Source organism: Paraburkholderia sp. HC6.4b, from assembly GCF_014200875.1.
Taxonomy (GTDB): domain Bacteria; phylum Pseudomonadota; class Gammaproteobacteria; order Burkholderiales; family Burkholderiaceae; genus Paraburkholderia; species Paraburkholderia tuberum.
The window spans coordinates 79,084-97,085 of the sequence record NZ_JACHDC010000003.1 but is presented as its reverse complement, the minus strand read 5'-3'; the positions used below and the strand labels follow the sequence as shown (position 1 = coordinate 97,085).

The 18,002-nt window shown below is 64.4% G+C and carries 17 protein-coding genes and 1 pseudogene; 11 read left to right on the top strand and 7 right to left on the bottom strand.

Annotated elements, in window-relative coordinates; translation table 11 throughout:
* Positions 1-82: 82 nt before the first annotated feature.
* Entirely contained in the window at positions 83-994 is a 912-nt protein-coding gene (gene radC, locus HDG34_RS04940; protein WP_184058167.1) for a RadC family protein, read from the bottom strand.
* A gap of 206 nt (positions 995-1,200) precedes the next feature.
* On the opposite strand from radC, the gene HDG34_RS04935 reads away from it, so the two are divergent.
* The 7 genes from HDG34_RS04935 to HDG34_RS04905 all read left to right on the top strand — a co-directional run bounded on the left by HDG34_RS04935 (position 1,201) and on the right by HDG34_RS04905 (position 8,273).
* Positions 1,201-1,656, top strand: coding sequence for a peptidylprolyl isomerase (locus tag HDG34_RS04935; protein WP_090801560.1), 456 nt, complete (start codon positions 1,201-1,203; stop codon positions 1,654-1,656).
* Positions 1,657-1,658: 2 nt separating this feature from the next.
* Complete coding sequence (ispH, locus tag HDG34_RS04930; protein ID WP_184006365.1) at positions 1,659-2,618, top strand: 4-hydroxy-3-methylbut-2-enyl diphosphate reductase; 960 nt, start codon at positions 1,659-1,661, stop codon at positions 2,616-2,618.
* Positions 2,619-3,161: 543 nt separating this feature from the next.
* The gene (locus HDG34_RS04925) at positions 3,162-4,364 is read left to right on the top strand and encodes a branched-chain amino acid ABC transporter substrate-binding protein (protein WP_184058165.1); all 1,203 of its coding nucleotides are present in this window, start codon (positions 3,162-3,164) and stop codon (positions 4,362-4,364) included.
* Between the two features lie 228 nt (positions 4,365-4,592).
* The gene (locus HDG34_RS04920; protein WP_184051600.1) at positions 4,593-5,543 is read left to right on the top strand and encodes a branched-chain amino acid ABC transporter permease; all 951 of its coding nucleotides are present in this window, start codon (positions 4,593-4,595) and stop codon (positions 5,541-5,543) included.
* Between the two features lie 26 nt (positions 5,544-5,569).
* Positions 5,570-6,739, top strand: a complete 1,170-nt coding sequence (locus tag HDG34_RS04915; protein WP_184058163.1) for an ABC transporter permease subunit — start codon at positions 5,570-5,572, stop codon at positions 6,737-6,739.
* A 20-nt stretch (positions 6,740-6,759) separates the two neighbouring features.
* Positions 6,760-7,551 (top strand): ABC transporter ATP-binding protein, encoded by a 792-nt coding sequence (locus HDG34_RS04910; protein ID WP_184023151.1) that lies wholly within the window; start codon positions 6,760-6,762, stop codon positions 7,549-7,551.
* A gap of 17 nt (positions 7,552-7,568) precedes the next feature.
* A complete protein-coding gene (locus HDG34_RS04905) occupies positions 7,569-8,273 on the top strand; it encodes an ABC transporter ATP-binding protein (protein WP_409259243.1) in 705 nt (234 codons plus the stop codon).
* A 119-nt stretch (positions 8,274-8,392) separates the two neighbouring features.
* On the opposite strand, the gene HDG34_RS04900 is transcribed toward HDG34_RS04905, so the two are convergent.
* The 4 genes from HDG34_RS04900 to HDG34_RS04885 form a co-directional block, all read right to left on the bottom strand.
* Positions 8,393-8,686 (bottom strand): GYD domain-containing protein, encoded by a 294-nt coding sequence (locus HDG34_RS04900; protein ID WP_018421572.1) that lies wholly within the window; start codon positions 8,684-8,686, stop codon positions 8,393-8,395.
* A 263-nt stretch (positions 8,687-8,949) separates the two neighbouring features.
* Complete coding sequence (locus HDG34_RS04895) at positions 8,950-9,423, bottom strand: GNAT family acetyltransferase (RefSeq protein ID WP_184058159.1); 474 nt, start codon at positions 9,421-9,423, stop codon at positions 8,950-8,952.
* 19 nt (positions 9,424-9,442) lie between these two features.
* On the bottom strand, positions 9,443-10,627 hold the full coding sequence (locus HDG34_RS04890) for an acetylornithine transaminase (protein ID WP_184058157.1): 1,185 nt from the start codon (positions 10,625-10,627) through the stop codon (positions 9,443-9,445).
* A 313-nt stretch (positions 10,628-10,940) separates the two neighbouring features.
* A complete protein-coding gene (locus HDG34_RS04885) occupies positions 10,941-11,972 on the bottom strand; it encodes a CDP-6-deoxy-delta-3,4-glucoseen reductase (RefSeq protein WP_184058155.1) in 1,032 nt (343 codons plus the stop codon).
* A gap of 94 nt (positions 11,973-12,066) precedes the next feature.
* On the opposite strand from HDG34_RS04885, the gene HDG34_RS04880 reads away from it, so the two are divergent.
* The gene (locus HDG34_RS04880) at positions 12,067-13,098 is read left to right on the top strand and encodes an SDR family NAD(P)-dependent oxidoreductase (RefSeq protein WP_184058153.1); all 1,032 of its coding nucleotides are present in this window, start codon (positions 12,067-12,069) and stop codon (positions 13,096-13,098) included.
* A 112-nt stretch (positions 13,099-13,210) separates the two neighbouring features.
* Here HDG34_RS04880 and HDG34_RS04875 read toward each other — a convergent pair whose 3' ends face one another.
* Together HDG34_RS04875 and HDG34_RS04870 are read right to left on the bottom strand one after the other, a co-directional pair.
* Complete coding sequence (locus HDG34_RS04875; RefSeq protein WP_090801547.1) at positions 13,211-13,399, bottom strand: hypothetical protein; 189 nt, start codon at positions 13,397-13,399, stop codon at positions 13,211-13,213.
* 167 nt (positions 13,400-13,566) lie between these two features.
* Positions 13,567-14,277, bottom strand: a complete 711-nt coding sequence (locus tag HDG34_RS04870) for a pseudouridine synthase (protein ID WP_184058151.1) — start codon at positions 14,275-14,277, stop codon at positions 13,567-13,569.
* A 94-nt stretch (positions 14,278-14,371) separates the two neighbouring features.
* On the opposite strand from HDG34_RS04870, the pseudogene HDG34_RS04865 reads away from it, so the two are divergent.
* The 3 genes and pseudogenes from HDG34_RS04865 (at position 14,372) to HDG34_RS04855 (ending at position 17,935) form a co-directional block, all read left to right on the top strand.
* Positions 14,372-15,641 (top strand): annotated as a pseudogene (locus HDG34_RS04865) (MFS transporter).
* A 216-nt stretch (positions 15,642-15,857) separates the two neighbouring features.
* Positions 15,858-16,949: a MurR/RpiR family transcriptional regulator gene (locus HDG34_RS04860; RefSeq protein ID WP_184058148.1), complete on the top strand. Its 1,092-nt coding sequence runs from the start codon at positions 15,858-15,860 to the stop codon at positions 16,947-16,949.
* Positions 16,946-17,935, top strand: coding sequence for an isoaspartyl peptidase/L-asparaginase family protein (locus HDG34_RS04855; RefSeq protein WP_184058147.1), 990 nt, complete (start codon positions 16,946-16,948; stop codon positions 17,933-17,935). Before HDG34_RS04860 ends, HDG34_RS04855 begins: the two co-directional genes overlap by 4 nt.
* Positions 17,936-18,002 lie beyond the last annotated feature (67 nt).

Here is an 18,002-nt window from a genome sequence, read left to right as displayed (position 1 = left end):
CTTTGCGGAACGCCTTGATGGCTTCGGAACAGGGGGTTGGAAATAGGCAAACCGGAATTCTAGCAGAAAAAAAGCCGCAAAATCAAACCTTATTTGCGATGCGGGACGCTGCGCCGTACGGCGGCCATTCCGCTTCCCGCGCTCGAGCGGGCTTGCGCGCGAGCCCCGGCCAGCCGGCGCGGGCGAACGAATATACGGTGTCCGCGCCGATCACCAGATGATCGATCAACTGCACATCGACGAGCGCGAGCGCGTCGCGCAGGGTCTGCGTGAGGCGGCAGTCGCTGGCACTCGGCTCGACGGCGCCGGACGGATGATTATGCGCGACGATCAGGCTGGCCGCGTTCGCGGCGAGCGCCCGCCGCACGATCTCGCGCGGATACACGGCCATGCGCGTGAGCGAGCCGCGCGCGCTTTCCTCGCAGCGGATCAGCCGATGCCGGGCGTCGAGAAACAGCGACACGAACACCTCCTGCGGCTGTCCGCCGATCAGAAGGCGCAGATAACTTTCGACCGCTTCGGGCGAATTCATTAGCGGGCGCTTGCGCATCTTGTCGACCAGCGAGCGACGCGCCATTTCCATGATCGCGAGTAATTGCGCTTTTTTCGCGGGGCCGATGCCGCGAATGCCGTCGAAGTCCGCATAGGTCGCGTCGAGCATCGCGCGCAGGGAGCCGAAGCGATCCAGCAGCGCCCGCGCGACGCTGAACACGTCGTGACCGGGCAGGCCGGAGCCGAGCACGAGCGCGATCATTTCGGTGTCCGACAGCACGTCGGGGCCCTGCTCGATCAGTCGCTCGCGCGGCATGTCGCGCCGGAGCCATTTACCCCGAAACAGTTGCCGCCGGCAGCGGGCGGTGGAGTCGGCGGCTTCTGACGGGGCCTCGGCCGACCGATTCGCGGGGGCTTTCACGCCGCCTCCGGCGCGTGCCAGCGCCTTCGGTCGCAGCGTTGGCGCAGGTGTTTCGTCGATTGTGCTGGCGAAATCAGCCATATATATAGAGTCCTCCGCGTAAGGTTGACGGCGCACGCGGCGCAATGCGCCGCTGGGCCGTGCCGCCCTCGCGCGCGACGGACTCAAGCCGGCGCCCGCTAGGTGGCTTACAATAGACACTTTGCGCACGGCACGCCGACGGTTTGCCACACGCGTCGACTGCCCCGCGGCGCACGCGTGCAGCGCTTCGACTGAGCGAGCATTGCATGAGCATCATCGATATTTCCGAGGTGAAACCCGGTTCACACGTCACGCTGCATTACCGGCTTTCCCTTGCCGATGGCGCCGAAGTGATCAACACGTTCAACGACAAGCCGGCCACGCTGCTGCTCGGCGCCGGTCAACTGGCGCCGCCGCTGGAAGATATTTTGCTGGGTTTGAAGGTGGGCCGCCATTCGACCTTTCAGCTAGCGCCGGGCCAGGCGTTCGGCCCGCGCAATCCGGATCTGATCCAGCGCGTGTCCCTCGCCACGCTGCGGGAGAACAGCATGATCGGCGAGGATTTTTCCCCGGGTGACCTGGTCGAATTCAACGCGCCGGGCGGCGGGCGCTATGCCGGCGTACTGAAGGAAGTTGGCGAAACGTCGGCCCTATTCGATTTCAATCACCCGCTTGCCGGCCAGGCGCTGGCGTTTGAAGTGAAAATCATCGGGATTCTGTAAACATGAGCATCACGGATACGACTCTTGCCGAAGCGGAGATCCTGCTGGCCCAGCCACGCGGGTTCTGCGCCGGCGTCGACCGGGCGATCGAGATCGTCGAGCGGGCCATCAAGCTGTATGGCTCGCCGATCTACGTGCGTCACGAAATCGTCCATAACGCCTATGTGGTCGAAGACCTGCGCAAGAAGGGAGCGATCTTCATCGAGAACCTGGACGAAGTGCCGGCGGGCAACACGGTGATCTTCAGCGCGCATGGCGTGTCGAAGGCCGTGCGCTCGGAGGCGGAGTCGCGCGGGCTGCGGGTGTACGACGCCACTTGTCCGCTCGTGACCAAGGTGCATATCGAAGTCGCGAAGATGCGCCAGGACGGTTTCGACATCGTGATGATCGGCCACAAGGGCCACCCGGAAGTCGAAGGCACGATGGGCCAGGCGGCCGAGGGCATGCATCTGGTCGAGGACATCGAGGATGTGCAGGCGTTGCAACTCGCCGATCCGGAGCGGATCGCCTTCGTCACGCAAACCACGCTGTCGGTCGACGACGCCGCCGAAATCATCGGCGCGCTGAAGGCCAAGTACCCGTCCATCCGTGAGCCGAAGAAGCAGGACATCTGCTACGCCACGCAGAATCGCCAGGACGCAGTGAAGTTCATGGCGCCGCAGTGCGACGTCGTGATCGTCGTCGGCAGTCCGAACAGCTCGAATTCGAACCGCTTGCGCGAACTCGCCGAGAAGCTCGGCGTGCCAGCCTATATGGTCGATTCGCCCGATCAGATCGATCCGGTTTGGGTCGAGGGCAAGCGCCGCATTGGCGTGACCGCCGGTGCGTCGGCGCCGGAGGTGCTTGCGCAGGCGGTGATCGCGCGTTTGCGCGAACTGGGTGTGCGCAACGTGCGCGCGCTCGAGGGCATCGAGGAAAACATCGCGTTTCCGCTGCCACGCGGGCTCGGTCTGCCAGCCTGACAATCCGTTAGCTACACTGAAAGGAAAGCGCGCCCGTGGGCGCGCTTTTTTTATGCCCGTGCCCCGACGAACCTCCGATTAAATTAAGTGCCACATCGAATGACCGGTCGACTTTCGGTGGTCTCGCGCACAAATTATTTTGAATTGTGATCGGGGCTTTTATCGATTTTGGCACGATGCGTCCCCGCTTTAAGCTCGCCAAAGCCTTAAGAGGGATTGAGTATGCACTGAATTGGTGCAATTTACCGAGCGCGCGCTAAATGGTCATACCGACGCAAAGCCCGGCCTATCCGGGATTCGCGCCGATCGCCCGCAACACTTGATGCCAGCGGGTTCGGCGCCGGTGCAACTGGTGCACGAAAACGGATCGCAACCAGGTTGCGCCTTTTAACGGATTTCGCTCTCAAAATCAGGTTGCAATGCAGGAAAACCCCACCGGTTCAACAATATTGCCACCCGCATAATTGGAGTTACAATGCGCGCGTTCTCAAGGCCTTGAGGTCCTGGACAGTGGATTTTGCAAGGCGCAGGAGACCTTACTTGATGCGAGTCAAATTTGCTTACGCCGTGTCCATCGCGGCCACGGTTGCGATGCTGACCGCGTGCGGCAAGAAACAGGATGGCGAAGCGGGAACGGGCGCATCGGCGGCCTCGGCCGCGGCGGTTGCCGCCGCGAGCGAAGCGACTATCGTGAAGATCGGTCATGCGGCTCCGTTGACGGGCGGCATCGCGCACCTGGGCAAGGACAACGAAAATGGGGCGCGCCTCGCGGTCGAAGAAATCAATGCGCAGGGTTTGACGATCGACGGTCGCAAGATCCAGCTGCAACTCGACGCGCAGGACGATGCGGCGGACCCGAAAACCGGCACCGCCGTCGCGCAGAAGCTGGTCGACGATCACGTGGTCGCGGTGATCGGACACCTGAACTCCGGGGTCTCGATTCCGGCGTCGAAGATCTATAGCGACGCGAGCATCGTCGAGATCTCGCCGTCGTCGACGAATCCGGCCTATACGCAGCAAGGGTTCAAGACGACCTATCGGGTGGTCGCGACCGACGCGCAGCAGGGTCCGGCGCTCGCCAATTACGCGACGAAGGCGCTGGGCGCCAAACGCATCGCGGTCGTGGACGATGCGACCGCCTACGGCAAAGGTCTCGCGGACGAGTTCACGAAGACCGCCGAGGCGAGCGGCGCGAAGATCGTCGCGCGGGAGGCGACGAGCGACAAGGCCACGGACTTCCGGGCCATTCTCACGAAGATCAAGAGTGTTCAGCCGGACGCCATCATGTTCGGCGGCATGGACGCGACGGGCGGGCCGTTTACGAAGCAGGCGGCGGCGCTCGGTATCAGGGCAAAAATCCTTGGCGGCGACGGTGTGTGTACCGACAAGGTAGGTGAGCTGGCGGGTACCGCCGTGCAAAACCTGGTCTGTTCGGAAGCAGGACTCGCGCTTTCGAAAATGACCAATGGAGCGGACTTCGAAAAGAAGTACGAGGACCGCTTCCACACGCCGGTGCAGATTTACGCGCCGTTCACGTATGACGCTGTGTACGTGATCGTCGATGCAATGAAGCGCGCTAATTCTATCGAGGCGCCCAAGGTGCTGGCTGCGATGCCTTCGACCGATTACAACGGGGTAATCGGCCACATCGCGTTCGACGACAAGGGTGATTTGAAAGAGGGCGCCATTACGCTTTACGACTTCAAGGACGGCAAGAAAGCAGTGCTCGACGTCGTAAAGATGTGATGACGGGAAGTTCGGCCTGACGGCACCGACACCATCCAACGGTGCCGTTTTTGCATCCGCCCAAGGTGAGCTCGCGACCGCATCACGGTCGTCAGGGCAAGCCGGCAACGGATAACCCTTACCGGTCTTTTACATCAGTACCCGCAGTGCCGTTGAGATTCGTAGCGCATCACCGCCCACCGGCAGATGAAAAACGCGAATCCAGTCGCACGGGCTAAGGAGCATTAAATGGATATCTTCATCCAGCAGATCATCAATGGACTGGTGCTTGGCAGTGTCTACGCCATCATCGCACTGGGCTATACGATGGTTTACGGCATTCTGGGCATCATCAACTTCGCCCACGGCGACGTGTTGATGGTGGGCGCGATGGTTGCGCTCTCCGCCATAGGTGTGCTGCAGAACCACTTCCCCGGCCTCGGCAATGTGCTGACGCTCGTGATCGCGTTGATCATCGCGGCGGCGGTCTGCGCGGTGGTCGGCTACACGATCGAGCGGGTCGCCTACCGGCCGTTGCGGCGTGCGCCGCGTCTCGCGCCGCTGATCACCGCGATCGGTGTATCGATTCTGCTGCAGACGCTCGCGATGATGATCTGGTCGCGCAATCCGCTGCCGTTCCCGCAGTTGTTGCCCACCGACCCGCTCAACGTGATCAAGGCCACCGACACGACGCCCGGCGCCGTGATCTCGATGACTGAAATCGTGATCATCGTGGCGGCGTTCCTCGTGATGGGCGGCCTCCTGCTGCTCGTGCACAAGACCAGGCTCGGCCGTGCGATGCGCGCGATCGCCGAGAACCCGAACGTCGCGAGTCTGATGGGTGTGAACCCGAACTTCGTGATTTCGGCGACCTTCATGATCGGCTCGGCGCTGGCTGCGCTCGCCGGCGTGATGATCGCGTCCGAATACGGCAACGCGCACTTCTACATGGGCTTCATCCCTGGCCTGAAGGCCTTTACCGCGGCGGTGCTCGGCGGTATCGGCAATCTCGGCGGCGCGATGGTCGGCGGCGTGCTCCTCGGCCTGATCGAGCAGTTGGGTGCCGGCTATATCGGCGACCTCACGGGCGGCGTGTTCGGCAGTAACTACCAGGACGTGTTCGCGTTCATCGTGCTGATCGTCGTGCTGGTGTTCCGTCCGTCGGGTCTGCTCGGCGAACGTGTCGCGGATCGCGCCTGATCCCGGGCCACAAGGAGTCAACAATCATGACCTCAATTCAACCGATCGAGCCGTCCACGACGCTCATCCCCGAAAAGAACCGCACGAAGACGCTGACTATCGGTATTCTCACGGCGATCTTCGTGATCGCCGCGCCGATGGTCATCGGTGCCGCGGGCGGCAACTACTGGGTCCGCGTGCTCGACTTCGCGATGCTGTACGTGATGCTCGCGCTGGGCCTGAACGTGGTGGTCGGCTTTGCCGGCCTGCTGGACCTGGGCTACATCGCGTTCTACGCGATCGGCGCCTACACGGCCGCGCTGCTGAGCTCACCGCACCTCGCGACGCAATTCGAGTGGATCGCGCATCTCGCGCCGAACGGCATCCACGTGCCGATCTGGATCATCGCGCCGATCGCGATGGCGCTCGCCGCGATGTTCGGGATTCTGCTCGGTGCGCCGACACTGCGTCTGCGTGGCGACTACCTCGCGATCGTGACCCTCGGCTTCGGGGAAATCGTGCGGATCTTCATGAACAACCTCGACCGTCCGGTGAACATCACCAACGGCCCGAAGGGGATCACCGGGATCGATCCGGTGTCTGTCGGCGGCTTCAGCCTCGCGCAGACCCACTCGCTGTTCGGCATGCAGTTTCCGTCGGTGTACCTGTACTACTACCTGTTCGTGCTGTGCGCGCTGTTCGTGATCTGGACCTGTACGCGTCTGCAGCATTCGCGTATCGGCCGCGCGTGGGCCGCGATCCGCGAAGACGAAATCGCCGCCAAGGCGATGGGCATCAATACCCGTAACGTGAAGCTGCTTGCGTTCGCGATGGGCGCGTCGTTCGGCGGCCTGTCGGGCGCGATGTTCGCCTCGTTCCAGGGTTTCGTGTCGCCGGAATCGTTCACGTTCTGGGAATCGGTCGTGGTGCTCGCCTGCGTGGTGCTCGGCGGCATGGGCCACATTCCGGGCGTGATCCTCGGCGCGGTGCTGCTCGCGGTGTTCCCCGAGTTCCTGCGCTCGACGATGGGTCCGCTGCAGAACATGATCTTCGGCCATGAAATCGTCGATACCGAAGTGATCCGTCAGTTGCTGTACGGCCTCGCGATGGTCGTGATCATGCTGTACCGCTCGGAAGGCCTGTGGCCCGCGCCGAAGCACGAAGACAGGATTGCGAAGCTGGCGAAGCGTGGCGGCAAGAAGCCGGTGCGCGCATAAGGTCCGGTGGAGAAAAAGACATGAGCGATAACGTAAGCAACAACGCGACGACCCGGCTGTCGGTGAAGGGCGTCAACAAGCGCTTCGGCGGCCTTCAGGCGCTTTCCGAGGTCGGCCTGCAGATCCGCGCGGGCGAGATCTACGGCCTGATCGGCCCGAACGGCGCCGGCAAGACCACCTTCTTCAATGTGATCACGGGTCTGTACACGCCGGATTCAGGCGAGTTCAAGCTCGACGGCGAGAGCTACACGCCGACCGCGGTCTATCAGGTCGCGAAGGCGGGCATTGCGCGCACGTTCCAGAACATCCGTCTGTTCGGCGGCATGACCGCGCTCGAAAACGTGATGGTCGGTCGTCATGTGCGCACGAAGCACGGTCTGCTCGGCGCGGTGTTCCAGACGCCGGCCGAACGCCAGGAAGAGCGCGAGATCAAGGAGCGCGCGCTCGAACTGCTCGACTACGTCGGCATTACGCAGTACGCGGACTATACGTCGCGCAACCTGTCGTATGGCCACCAGCGGCGGCTCGAAATCGCGCGTGCGCTGGCGACCGATCCGAAGCTGCTCGCGCTCGACGAACCGGCGGCCGGCATGAACGCCACCGAGAAGGTCGAGCTGACCAGGCTGCTCGACAAGATCCGTGCGGACGGCAAGACGATTCTGCTGATCGAACACGACGTGAAGCTCGTGATGGGTCTGTGCAATCAGATGACGGTGCTCGACTACGGCAAGGTGATTGCGCAAGGTCTGCCGCAGGACGTGCAGAAGGATGCGAAGGTGATCGAAGCTTATCTGGGTGCGGGGGTCCACTGATGTCCACGACGCAAGCAATGTTGAAAATCAAGGGCCTGCAGGTCAACTACGGTGGCATCCAGGCGGTCAAGGGTGTCGACCTCGAGGTCGGGCAGGGCGAACTCGTCACGCTGATCGGCGCGAACGGCGCGGGCAAAACCACGACGATGAAGGCGATCACCGGCCTGAAGGCGTATGCGGCCGGCGACATCGAGTACATGGGTCAGTCGATCAAGGGCCTGCCCGCGCATGAGCTTCTGAAGCGCGGTCTCGCGATGGTGCCGGAAGGGCGCGGCATTTTCGCGCGCATGTCGATCGTCGAGAACATGCAGATGGGTGCGTATCTGCGCAATGATACCGACGCCATCAAGTCGGACGTCGAGCGCATGTTCGGCTTCTTTCCGCGTCTGAAGGAGCGTGCATCGCAATACGCGGGCACGCTGTCGGGCGGCGAGCAGCAGATGCTCGCGATGGCACGCGCGATCATCTCGCGGCCCAAACTGCTGCTGCTCGACGAACCGTCGATGGGTCTGTCGCCGATCATGGTCGAGAAGATCTTCGAAGTGGTGCGCCTGATTTCCTCTGAAGGCATGACCGTGCTGCTCGTCGAGCAGAACGCGCGGCTCGCGCTGCAGGCGGCGAATCGCGGCTACGTGATGGACTCCGGTCTGATCACGATGTCGGGCGACGCGAAACAGATGCTCGACGATCCGAAGGTTCGGGCCGCCTATCTGGGTGAATGAGTGGGTGAATGAGTGGGTGAATAGTTGGACGTATGCCCTTTGCGCACACGTCCGGCTTGCAACGCGCCCCGCGATGCAATGTCGCGGGGCGCGTTTTATTTTTCTGGTTGGGACGTGAATTAAGGGAGTCGCCCGATAACCGAACTGATTTCGTCTTTTGTGAACGCACGCAGCGTTTGCGAGCGGACATTGCCGGCCGAGCCGAGTGCGAAGCCGAAGGCGAGGAAGCTCTGCTCGTCTGCCGCTTCGACGACCGAGACAACGTCGTATGCCCCTAACGTCCAGTAGATCTGCTTCATCTCGCAGCCAAAAGATTTCGCCATTTCCGCCGCCTGCCCGGCTCGCTCTGCACTGTTCTTGATCGTGCGGATACCCTGATCCGTAAATTGCAGGAGCACCACATAAGTCGCCATGAAGATTCCCCTTAGGATTCCAACGCGTTGGGACTCAGACGCATGAGCCGCCCCCGGGGGGGAAGGGTCGCGATTCGCCGCAAACCTGTCTTTCCAGCGCCGGCGTCGTCTCGTGCGTAAACGATTTTAGGCAATCCGACTGCTCGCCATCTGCTATTTGTCCGAATCCGCCGATATGTGCGCTGCTTGCGGGAGAACCATTGAAAAAGCCGCATGCGTCAAGCAACGCATGCGGCTTTCTTTAATCAGGCGTACGACGCGAATCAACTGGCCGGGGCCGCGTCGGCGTATTGGCCGAGCCGCTTGCCGAGGCTGATCACCGCATCGGCGCGATACCCGAGCGCATCGTAGAACGCCCGTATTTCAGCCGTTGCCGACGACAGTACCTGCAGGTTCAGCTTCGGACAACCAAGCTTCGTCAACTCGCTCTCGACGTGCGCGACGAGCCGCGTGCCGATGCCATGACGTCGCAGCGATGCGTCGACCGCGAGCGAATACAACCAGCCGCGGTGTCCATCATAGCCGCCCATTACGGTGCCGACGATGCGTCCATCGAGCACCGCGACGAAGAACAGCTCCGGTTGCGTCGCGAGCTTATTGGCGATCGACTGACGCGGGTTGCGCTGCGGTCGCGTCACGTCGCGATACTCGGGAAACACGTCCTGCCATAGCGCAATCACGGCTTCGGTATCGGTCGCGTCGAAGCGGCGGATCGACAGCGTCGTGTTCGTCGTCATCGGTGCGCTCCGTGGTTGATTACAGCGAGTCGAGAACCGAGCGCAGCATCGCCAGCATCTGGTCGATTTCTCCGGTCGTCACGTTAAGCGCCGGCATGAAGCGCAGCAGGCTCGGACGCGCGGCGTTCAGCAGCACACCGTCGGGTTGCATGTCGCGCGCCTTCTCGACAATCTGGTAGCCGATGTCCTTGCCGAGCAGCAGCGCGCGCAGCAGACCCTCGCCGCGCTCGCCCTTGAAGCCGCGCTCCTCGGACAGCTCGAGCAGCTTCGTGCGCAGATATTCGCCGCGCGAGCGCACGCCTTCGAGGAAGCCCGGCGCCGTCAGCTGCGAGATCACCGAGTAGCCGACCGCGGTCATCAGCGGATTGCCGTTGTAGGTGCCGCCCTGATCGCCCGCTTCGAACACGGCGATTTCCGCCTTCGACAGCAGCGCCGCGAGCGGCACGCCGCCGCCGATGCCTTTGCCGAGCGTCATGATGTCCGGCTCGATGCCCGACAGCTGATACGCGAACAGCGTGCCGGCGCGACCACAGCCGCTTTGCACTTCGTCGACGATCAGCAAGATGTTCTGTTGTTTCGTCAGCTCGCGCAGTTGCTGCATGAACTCGCGGGTTGCGGGGATCACGCCGCCTTCGCCCTGGATCGGCTCGAGCATCACCGCGACGGTCTTCGGGTTGATCAGCTTTTCCACCGACGCGATGTCGTTCAGGTCCGCCTTCGGGAAGCCCGGCACCTGCGGCGCGTAGATCGTGTCCCAGCCCGGCTTGCCGCTGGCCGACATCGTCGCGAGCGTGCGGCCGTGGAAGCTGTGGTCGAACGTGATGATCTCGAACGCGCCGCCCTTGAACTTCCTGCCCCACTTGCGCGCGAGCTTGATCGCGCCTTCGTTCGCCTCGGCGCCGCTATTCGCGAAGAACACCTTGTCGAAGCAGCTGTGCTGCGTGAGCAGGCTCGCGAGCTTCGCCATCGGCTCGTTGTAGAACGCCGGCGACGGGTTGATCAGCAGCTTGGCCTGCTGGTTCAGCGCTTCGATCATGCCGTCGTTGCAGTGGCCGAGGCTATTGACCGCCCAGCCCTGAATGAAATCCAGGTAGCGCTGGCCGTTGTTGTCGTAAATCCACGAGCCTTTGCCGTGCGTGAAAACGATTTCAGGTCGGTTCGTGATGTACATCAGCGAATCGATTGGATACTCATTGAAATTCATGACGGCAGGCTCCAGGCAAAAGGGTAAGAGCAGGGTGAAGAAACGGTGACGGTTTGGCCAATAAGAAAGGCGGCCGGAAAAACAGAAAAGCCACGGCATGCCGTGGCTTTCATGATTCGAACAGCTTGCGCCCAGGTTTTGTGTGGCGCGAGTCCGTGACGAAGCCAGCGGCGTCCCTAAGGGAGCGGCGAGCGGCGACGTCGGAATTCGGACTGGATACGGTTCATGCGCGAAAGAATACGATAAGAAAAGCGCTGGTGTAAACCATGAATTTGCACTGGCGCTGCATCGGGGGGAATTTGCCGCCGTGCAATCAGACCGCGTTCGCGAGATCGGCCGCGCTGGTGAACGAGTCCGCGTAGAACTCGTCTTCCGGCAACTGATGATGCTGCGTGAAGTCGCGCAGCGCCGATTCGACCATCACCGGCGCGCCGCATGCATACACCTGGTAGGCCGACAGATCGGGCAGATCCTCGATCACCGCCCGATGCACGAAGCCCGTGCGGCCCGTCCATGCGTCGCCCGCATCGGGCTCGGAGAGCACCGGCACGAACTTGAAGTTCGGAATCTCGCGCGCCCATTGCTCGGCGAGTTCGAGCAGATACAGGTCTTTCTTGCGGCGCGCTCCCCAGTAGAGCGTCATGGGGCGCGTCATGCTCTTGAACACCGCATGCTCGACGATCGCCTTCAGCGGCGCGAAGCCGGTGCCCGACGCGAGCAGCACGATCGGCTTGTCCGAGTCTTCGCGCAGGAAGAACGTGCCGAGCGGCGCTTCGAAGCGCAGGATGTCGCGCTCCTTCATCGTGTTGAACACATGGTCGGTGAACGCACCGCCGGGCATGTGGCGGATGTGCAGCTCGACCGGGCCTTCGACGTGCGGCGCGCTCGCCATCGAATAGCTGCGACGCTTGCCGTCCTTCAGGATGAATTCGAGGTACTGGCCGGCCAGATATTGCAGACGTTCGTTGGCGGGCAGTTGCAGCTTCACGACGATCACGTCGTCGGCCTTGCGCTCGATCGCGTTCACGCGGCACGGCAGCTTCTTGACCTGCACATCGCCGACGCCGGCCACTTCGCGGATGTCGACTTCGAGATCGGAGCACGCGCTCGCGCAGCACAGGAGCGCCATGCCGCGCGTCTTTTCGTCGTTCGACAGCGCCGACGACGAGTGCGCGCGCTGTTCGACCTCGCCGCTCACGACCGTGCCTTTGCACGAACCGCACGCGCCGTTCTTGCAGCCGTACGGCAGGCCGATGCCTTGACGCAGCGCTGCGGAGAGCACCGGTTCGTCCTGTTCTACCTGAAACTGCCGGCCGGTTTGCCGGAGCGTGACGTTAAATGCCATAAAGTGTTCGGAATCGAAAATTCGGAATCGTAATGGGACCCGCCGGATCAACCGCGCGGTACCTGTTGCGTGTGACCGCTACAATGCGCCCACCATGAAAGCGACACGAAACTTCCGCCGGCCGCGCGTGCTGATCGTAGGATGCGGCGACGTCGGCATGCGCTGCGTGCCCCTGTTGCGGCCGCGCGCGCGTATCTTCGCGTTGACGAGCCATGCCGCGCGCTGCGATGAGTTGCGCGCCGCGGGCGCGACGCCGCTCGTCGGCGATCTCGACGCGCGCGGCAGCCTCAAACGGCTCGCGCGCCTCGCGCCGACGGTGCTGCATCTCGCGCCGCCGCAGAAGTCCGGCGACGACGATCGACGCACTCGCGCGCTGCTTGCGACGTTAGGTGCCGCGGGCCGCATGAACGCTTGCGCGGCGAGGTCGTCCGTCGCGCCGATCGCGCGGTTGCGCCGTGCGCGCGCTTCAGGTCTGGACGCTGAAACACCCGATATTGTACCCGACGGGGTGCGCCGGACCGGCGCTTCGCGCGCACCGGTGCGCATCGTTTACGCGAGCACGACGGGCGTCTACGGCGATTGCGGCGGCGCGTGGATCGACGAAACGCGCGCGCCGCGACCCGCGAATGCGCGCGCCAAACGTCGCGTGTCGGCCGAGCGGCAGTTGCGGCGCGCGACGGCGCGCGGCAGCGTCGCCACGAGCATCGCGCGGATCCCGGGCATCTATGCGCGCAACCGTCTGCCGCTCGCGCGGCTCGAAAGAGGCACGCCGGCGCTCGTCGATGCCGACGACGTCTACACGAATCACATCCACGCCGACGACCTCGCCGCGATCCTCGTGCGTCTCGCCACGCATGGCCGGCCCGCGCGCGCACTGCACGCGTCCGACGATTCGTCGCTGAAAATGGGGGAGTATTTCGACGCGGTCGCCGATGCGTTCGGGCTCGCGCGCCCGCCGCGCATCACGAGAGAGCAGGCGGAGCAGCAGATCGATCCGCTGCTGCTGTCGTTCATGCGCGAGTCGCGCCGGCTCGTGAACCGGCGTCTGAAGGAAGAATTGCGGGTACGTCTGCGCTATCCGAGCGTCGAGGATTTTTTGCGCGAGGCGAACGGGAAACGCGGCTAGGCCGGCAGCAGAAACAAAATATCGCCTCGCGAGGGCGGAGTTGCCCCGCAAAGCGTATCCGCCGCACCGCCTCAATGCGCCGCGCAACACGAGCTGCGCGGTCCAACCGGCATCAGGTCAGCGCAGGCAGCACTTCCAGCAACAGGAAGCACAGCATGCCGCCGATCAATGCGCCGATCAGATTCGGATGGTACTTGTGCCGCAGCCGCATGATGACCAGCAATCCGCCGACCAGCAGCAGCGCAAGGCAGATAAACGAGATCATCGCGTGCGAAAACGCCATCGTGCCGTCGATTTGCATGGCGCCCCTCCTTGAAACCTTTGTAGTCGTTTGTTTAGACGAGTATAGGGCGACATGTAAGCAACGGCATGCTGCAACGCAACGGCCTATGTTCGGTGCACCGCAATGCGCGCGGGCTTTCTCCGGCGCATCAAGGGCTTAGGCGGGCCCTCATTGCGGCTAGTCGTTTACCCGGCCCGCAGCGCGGCAAGACCCGCTTCGTCGAGCCATTGCCATGCGCCGGGCGCGAGCGCCGCGGGAAGCGCGAGCCCACCGATCCGTTCGCGATGCAGCGCCTCGCAGCGGTTGCCCGAGGCCGCGATCATCCGCTTGACCTGGTGGTATTTGCCTTCGAGCACGGTGAGCGCGAGCGTGTGAGTGTCGCGCGCCTGGGCGTCGAGTGCGGCGCTCGCTTTCGTTTCGCCGTGCAGCAGCACGCCGTCGCGCAGCGCGGCGAGCTGCGCGTCGTCGAGCGGATGGCGCGTGGTCGCGACGTAGAGCTTCGGCATCTTGCGTTTCGGCGACGTGAACTGATGCACGAACTTGCCGTCGTCGGAGAGCAGCAGGAGGCCCGTGGTGTCCTGATCGAGACGGCCGACACACTGCACGCCGCGCTCGGCGAACTGCGGCGGCAGCAGGCTGAACACGCTCAGATGATGCTGCGGATCGCGCGAGCATTCGTAGCCGATGGGCTTGTTCAGCAGCAGATACGCATGCTCGCGATACGGCCATTCGACGCCGTCGACGCTAAAACGCAACGCGCCGCCATCAACAGCGAAATCGGCGTCGGCATCGGTGCAAATCGCACCGTCGACGCTGACGCGGCCGTCGCCGATCAGCGCACGGCATTGGCGGCGCGAACCGAAACCTTGAGTAAAGAGAATGCTTTCGAGATTCATGGCGAGCGAAGAATAACACCGCAAGAAGCGGAGCGCCCCGCAAGTCCCAAGCGCCGACGATGAATGCCTCACGTCAAACCTCGGGAGTGCATCGATGTCCGCCACGTCTTCCCCTTCGTCGTCTTCGCCGTCCAATGCGCAACGTCTGCCCCGCGCATTCCAGCGCCTCGCCTGGTCGAACCTGTGCGCGCAATCGGCCGGAGCAGATCAGCCTCGCCGCCGCACCGCTCGTCGCGGTGTTCGCGCTCGGCGCCGACGCGCGCGATACCGGTCTGCTGCAAACCGCGCAGACGCTGCCGTTCCTGTTGCTGTCGATGCCGCTCGGCGTCTGGGCCGACCGCCGCTCGCGCCGCGTGCTGATGACGCTCGCCGAGAGCGTGCGGGTCTGCGCGATGCTGTGCGTGCTGCTGCTGGTGCTCACGCATGCGCTGAACCTGCCGCTGCTCGCCGCGCTCGGCTTCGTCGCCGCGACGGGTACGGTCGCCTACAACGTTGCGGCGCCGTCGCTGGTGCCGTCGATCGTGCCGCGCGACGCCTATGCGAGCGCGAACGGCCGGCTCGAACTCGCGCGCAGCGTCGCGTATTCGGCGGGGCCGGCGCTGGGCGGCGTGCTGGTCGGCTGGATCGGCGCGGGCTGGGCGTATGGCGGCGCGGCGATGTTGTCGGCGTTCGCGGTCGCGTTGCTGGCGGGATTGCGCGAGCCGCCGCGCGCGGCCGCGCCGCGGCGGCACTTCATGCTGGAGCTGCGCGACGGCACGCGCTTCGTGCTGCGCGATCCGTTGCTGCTGCCGATGCTGCTGACCGCCGTGTTCTTCAATCTCGGCTTCTTCATCCTGCAGGCGGTCTATGTGCCTTACGCGGTGCATCGGCTGGGGCTCAATGCCTCGGCGGTCGGCGTGACGCTCGGCGCGTACGGGGTCGGCATGGTCTGCGGCGCGCTCGCCGCGCCCGCGGTCGCGCGGCGTCTCGCATTCGGCCGTCTGCTGATCGTCGGACCGTCGTGCGGGCTGCTCGCGTCGCTCGTGATGGTGGCGACGCTGATCGTCCCATCGTTCTGGCTCGCGCTCGCGAGCTTCTTCCTGCTCGGCGCGGGACCAATCCTGTGGGTCGTCGGCTCGACCACGCTGCGTCAGGCGATCACGCCCGAACGGATGATCGGCCGCGTGTCCGCGCTGATCAGCACCGCCACCTACGGCGCGCGGCCGGTGGGCGCGCTGCTCGGCGCCGCGCTCAGCGCGCGCTGGAGCATCGACGTGTGTCTGGTCGCGGCGTCGCTCGCGTTCGTCGTGCAGGCGCTGATCATCGTGATGTCGCCGGCGGCGCGGCTGCTGGGCATTCCCGAACAGAGCGCGGCGGCGTGCTGAGCGGCGGAGCGCGGCACGCGATGAAGCCAGCCATCGCCCCGATGAAAATGGGTTTTCATCGGGGTGCGGCATGGCGTGGATGCTGAACTCCATTGTCTGAAGACCTTCGGTCGGTGAAAACCCTCGAAATAATGAAAATGAATTTTTTTCGGCGCGTGTTTCATGTAAATATAATTTCATCCCATTCGCATAGAACAACCGCGCCTGTCCGTTCGCATGATCCATCACCCGTCCGCTGTGTCGAACCCCGCCGAGCAGGCCATTGCCGCGCGCATCACCGCCGCGATGCCGACGCTCACGCCGATCCACCAGCGCATGGGCGAGTACGTGCTGGCCCATCTGTTCCGCGCGGCGACGATGCGTATCGACGAGCTCGCGAGCGTGGTCGGCGCGTCGGTCGCGAGCGCGAATCGCTTTGCGCGCGCGCTCGGCTTCGACGGTTATCCGCAGTTTCGCGAGGCGCTCGTGCGTGGCTTCGAGGCGACGCTCGCGCCGGTCGAGCGGCTGCGCAGCGCGCAGGAAACGCTCGCGGCCGGTGACGATCTGATCGACGCGTCGCTCGAGCAGGCCGCCAACAATCTGCACGCAACGCGTACGTCGATCGATCGCGCGACCGCCGACGCCGCCGTCGACGCGATCATCGCCGCGCGTCGCGTATTCGTGATCGGCTTCGGCGCCAGCGCGTTTCTCGCGAGCCTGATGGAGCACGGACTGCTGCCGTATCACGACAACGTGCATTCGCTGGCGCTGAGCGGCGGGCCGTCGCATGCGGCGCGGCACCTCGTGGGTTCGGGCCCGGGCGATCTCGTGATCGGCATCGCGTTTCCGCGCTATGTCGAGGACACGATCGAGCTCGCGCGCCGCGCCTCCGAACGCGGCGCACGCGTGCTCGCGCTCACCGACGGTCCGCGCTCGCCGCTCGTGCGGTTCGCGGACCTGTCGCTGTATGTCCGCACCGACCGGCGTCTCGCGTCGAATGCCGATTCGGCCGTGCTCGCGGTCATCGAGGCGTTGTGCGACGCGGTCGCGTATCGCGCGCAACGCTCGGTCAAGGCGGCCGCCGAGGTCAGCGAGTTCGTGCTGCCGTGGCTGTTCGATCCGCAGTCGGGCGCGGCCGGCGCCGCGCAGGAGCCGGCGCGCGCCCTGAGCAAAGCCGCGCGCGCGAGGGCTGCAAGGCTAAAACACAGCGACGGCGCGAAGGCCGACAGCACCCAAGCCAGAAGCACGAAAGCCAGGGATGCCGAAGCAAAAGCCATCACAGCACCCCGCGCTCCCCGAACCACCCGCACTCCACGATCCAAACGATGAACTCCAACGCAGTCATTGCCATTCACGGCGGGGCCGGGACGATCCTGCGCACGTCGATGTCGGCCAGCGCCGAAACCGGATATCACGCGGCGCTCAACGCGGTGCTGAGCGCTGGCCAGCGCGTGCTCGCCGACGGCGGCAGCGCACTCGACGCGGTCAGCGAAGCGGTGCGGCTGCTCGAAGACTGCGCGCTCTTCAATGCGGGCCACGGCGCGGTCTACACGGCGGCCGGCACGCACGAGCTCGACGCCGCGATCATGGACGGCCGCACGCTCGACGCGGGCGCGATCTGTTGCGTGACGCGCGTGCGCAATCCGATTCTCGCCGCGCGCCGCGTGCTCGAGCGCAGCGACCACGTGCTGTTCACCGGTGACGGCGCGGAAGCGTTCGCGGCCGCGCAGGGGCTCGAGTTCGTCGACAACAGCTACTTCGATACCGACGCGCGCTATCGCCAATGGCAACTGGCGCGTGAGCAGCAGCGTCCGATGCTCGATCACGACGCCGCGACGCTCGCGTCCAAGGCTTCGAGCAGCGACGACCCGACGCCGCACGAGCCGATCGATCCGAATCGCAAGTTCGGCACCGTCGGCGCAGTCGCGCTCGACCGCCACGGGCATCTCGCCGCGGCGACCTCGACGGGCGGCGTGACCAACAAGCAGGTGGGCCGCGTCGGCGATACGCCGCTGATCGGCGCGGGCTGCTACGCGGACGACGCGACCTGCGCGGTATCGACCACCGGCGCGGGCGAAATGTTCATGCGCATGGTCGCCGCCTACGACGTGGCCGCGCAGATGGCCTATCGCCAGGTCTCGCTCGAAGAAGCCGCGCACGAAGTCGTGATGAACCGCTTGCCGAAGATCGACGGACGCGGCGGCCTCGTCGCCGTCGACGCGCGGGGCAACGTCACGCTGCCGTTCAATACCGAGGGTATGTACCGCGGTTTCGCGCGGCTCGGCGAAGCGCCCGTGACGGCGATCTATCGCTAGCCGCTGGCGCGTGTCGCCACCTGCCTGAGGCCCCGATAGCCGCGTTCGAATTCAAAGCAAAGGAACC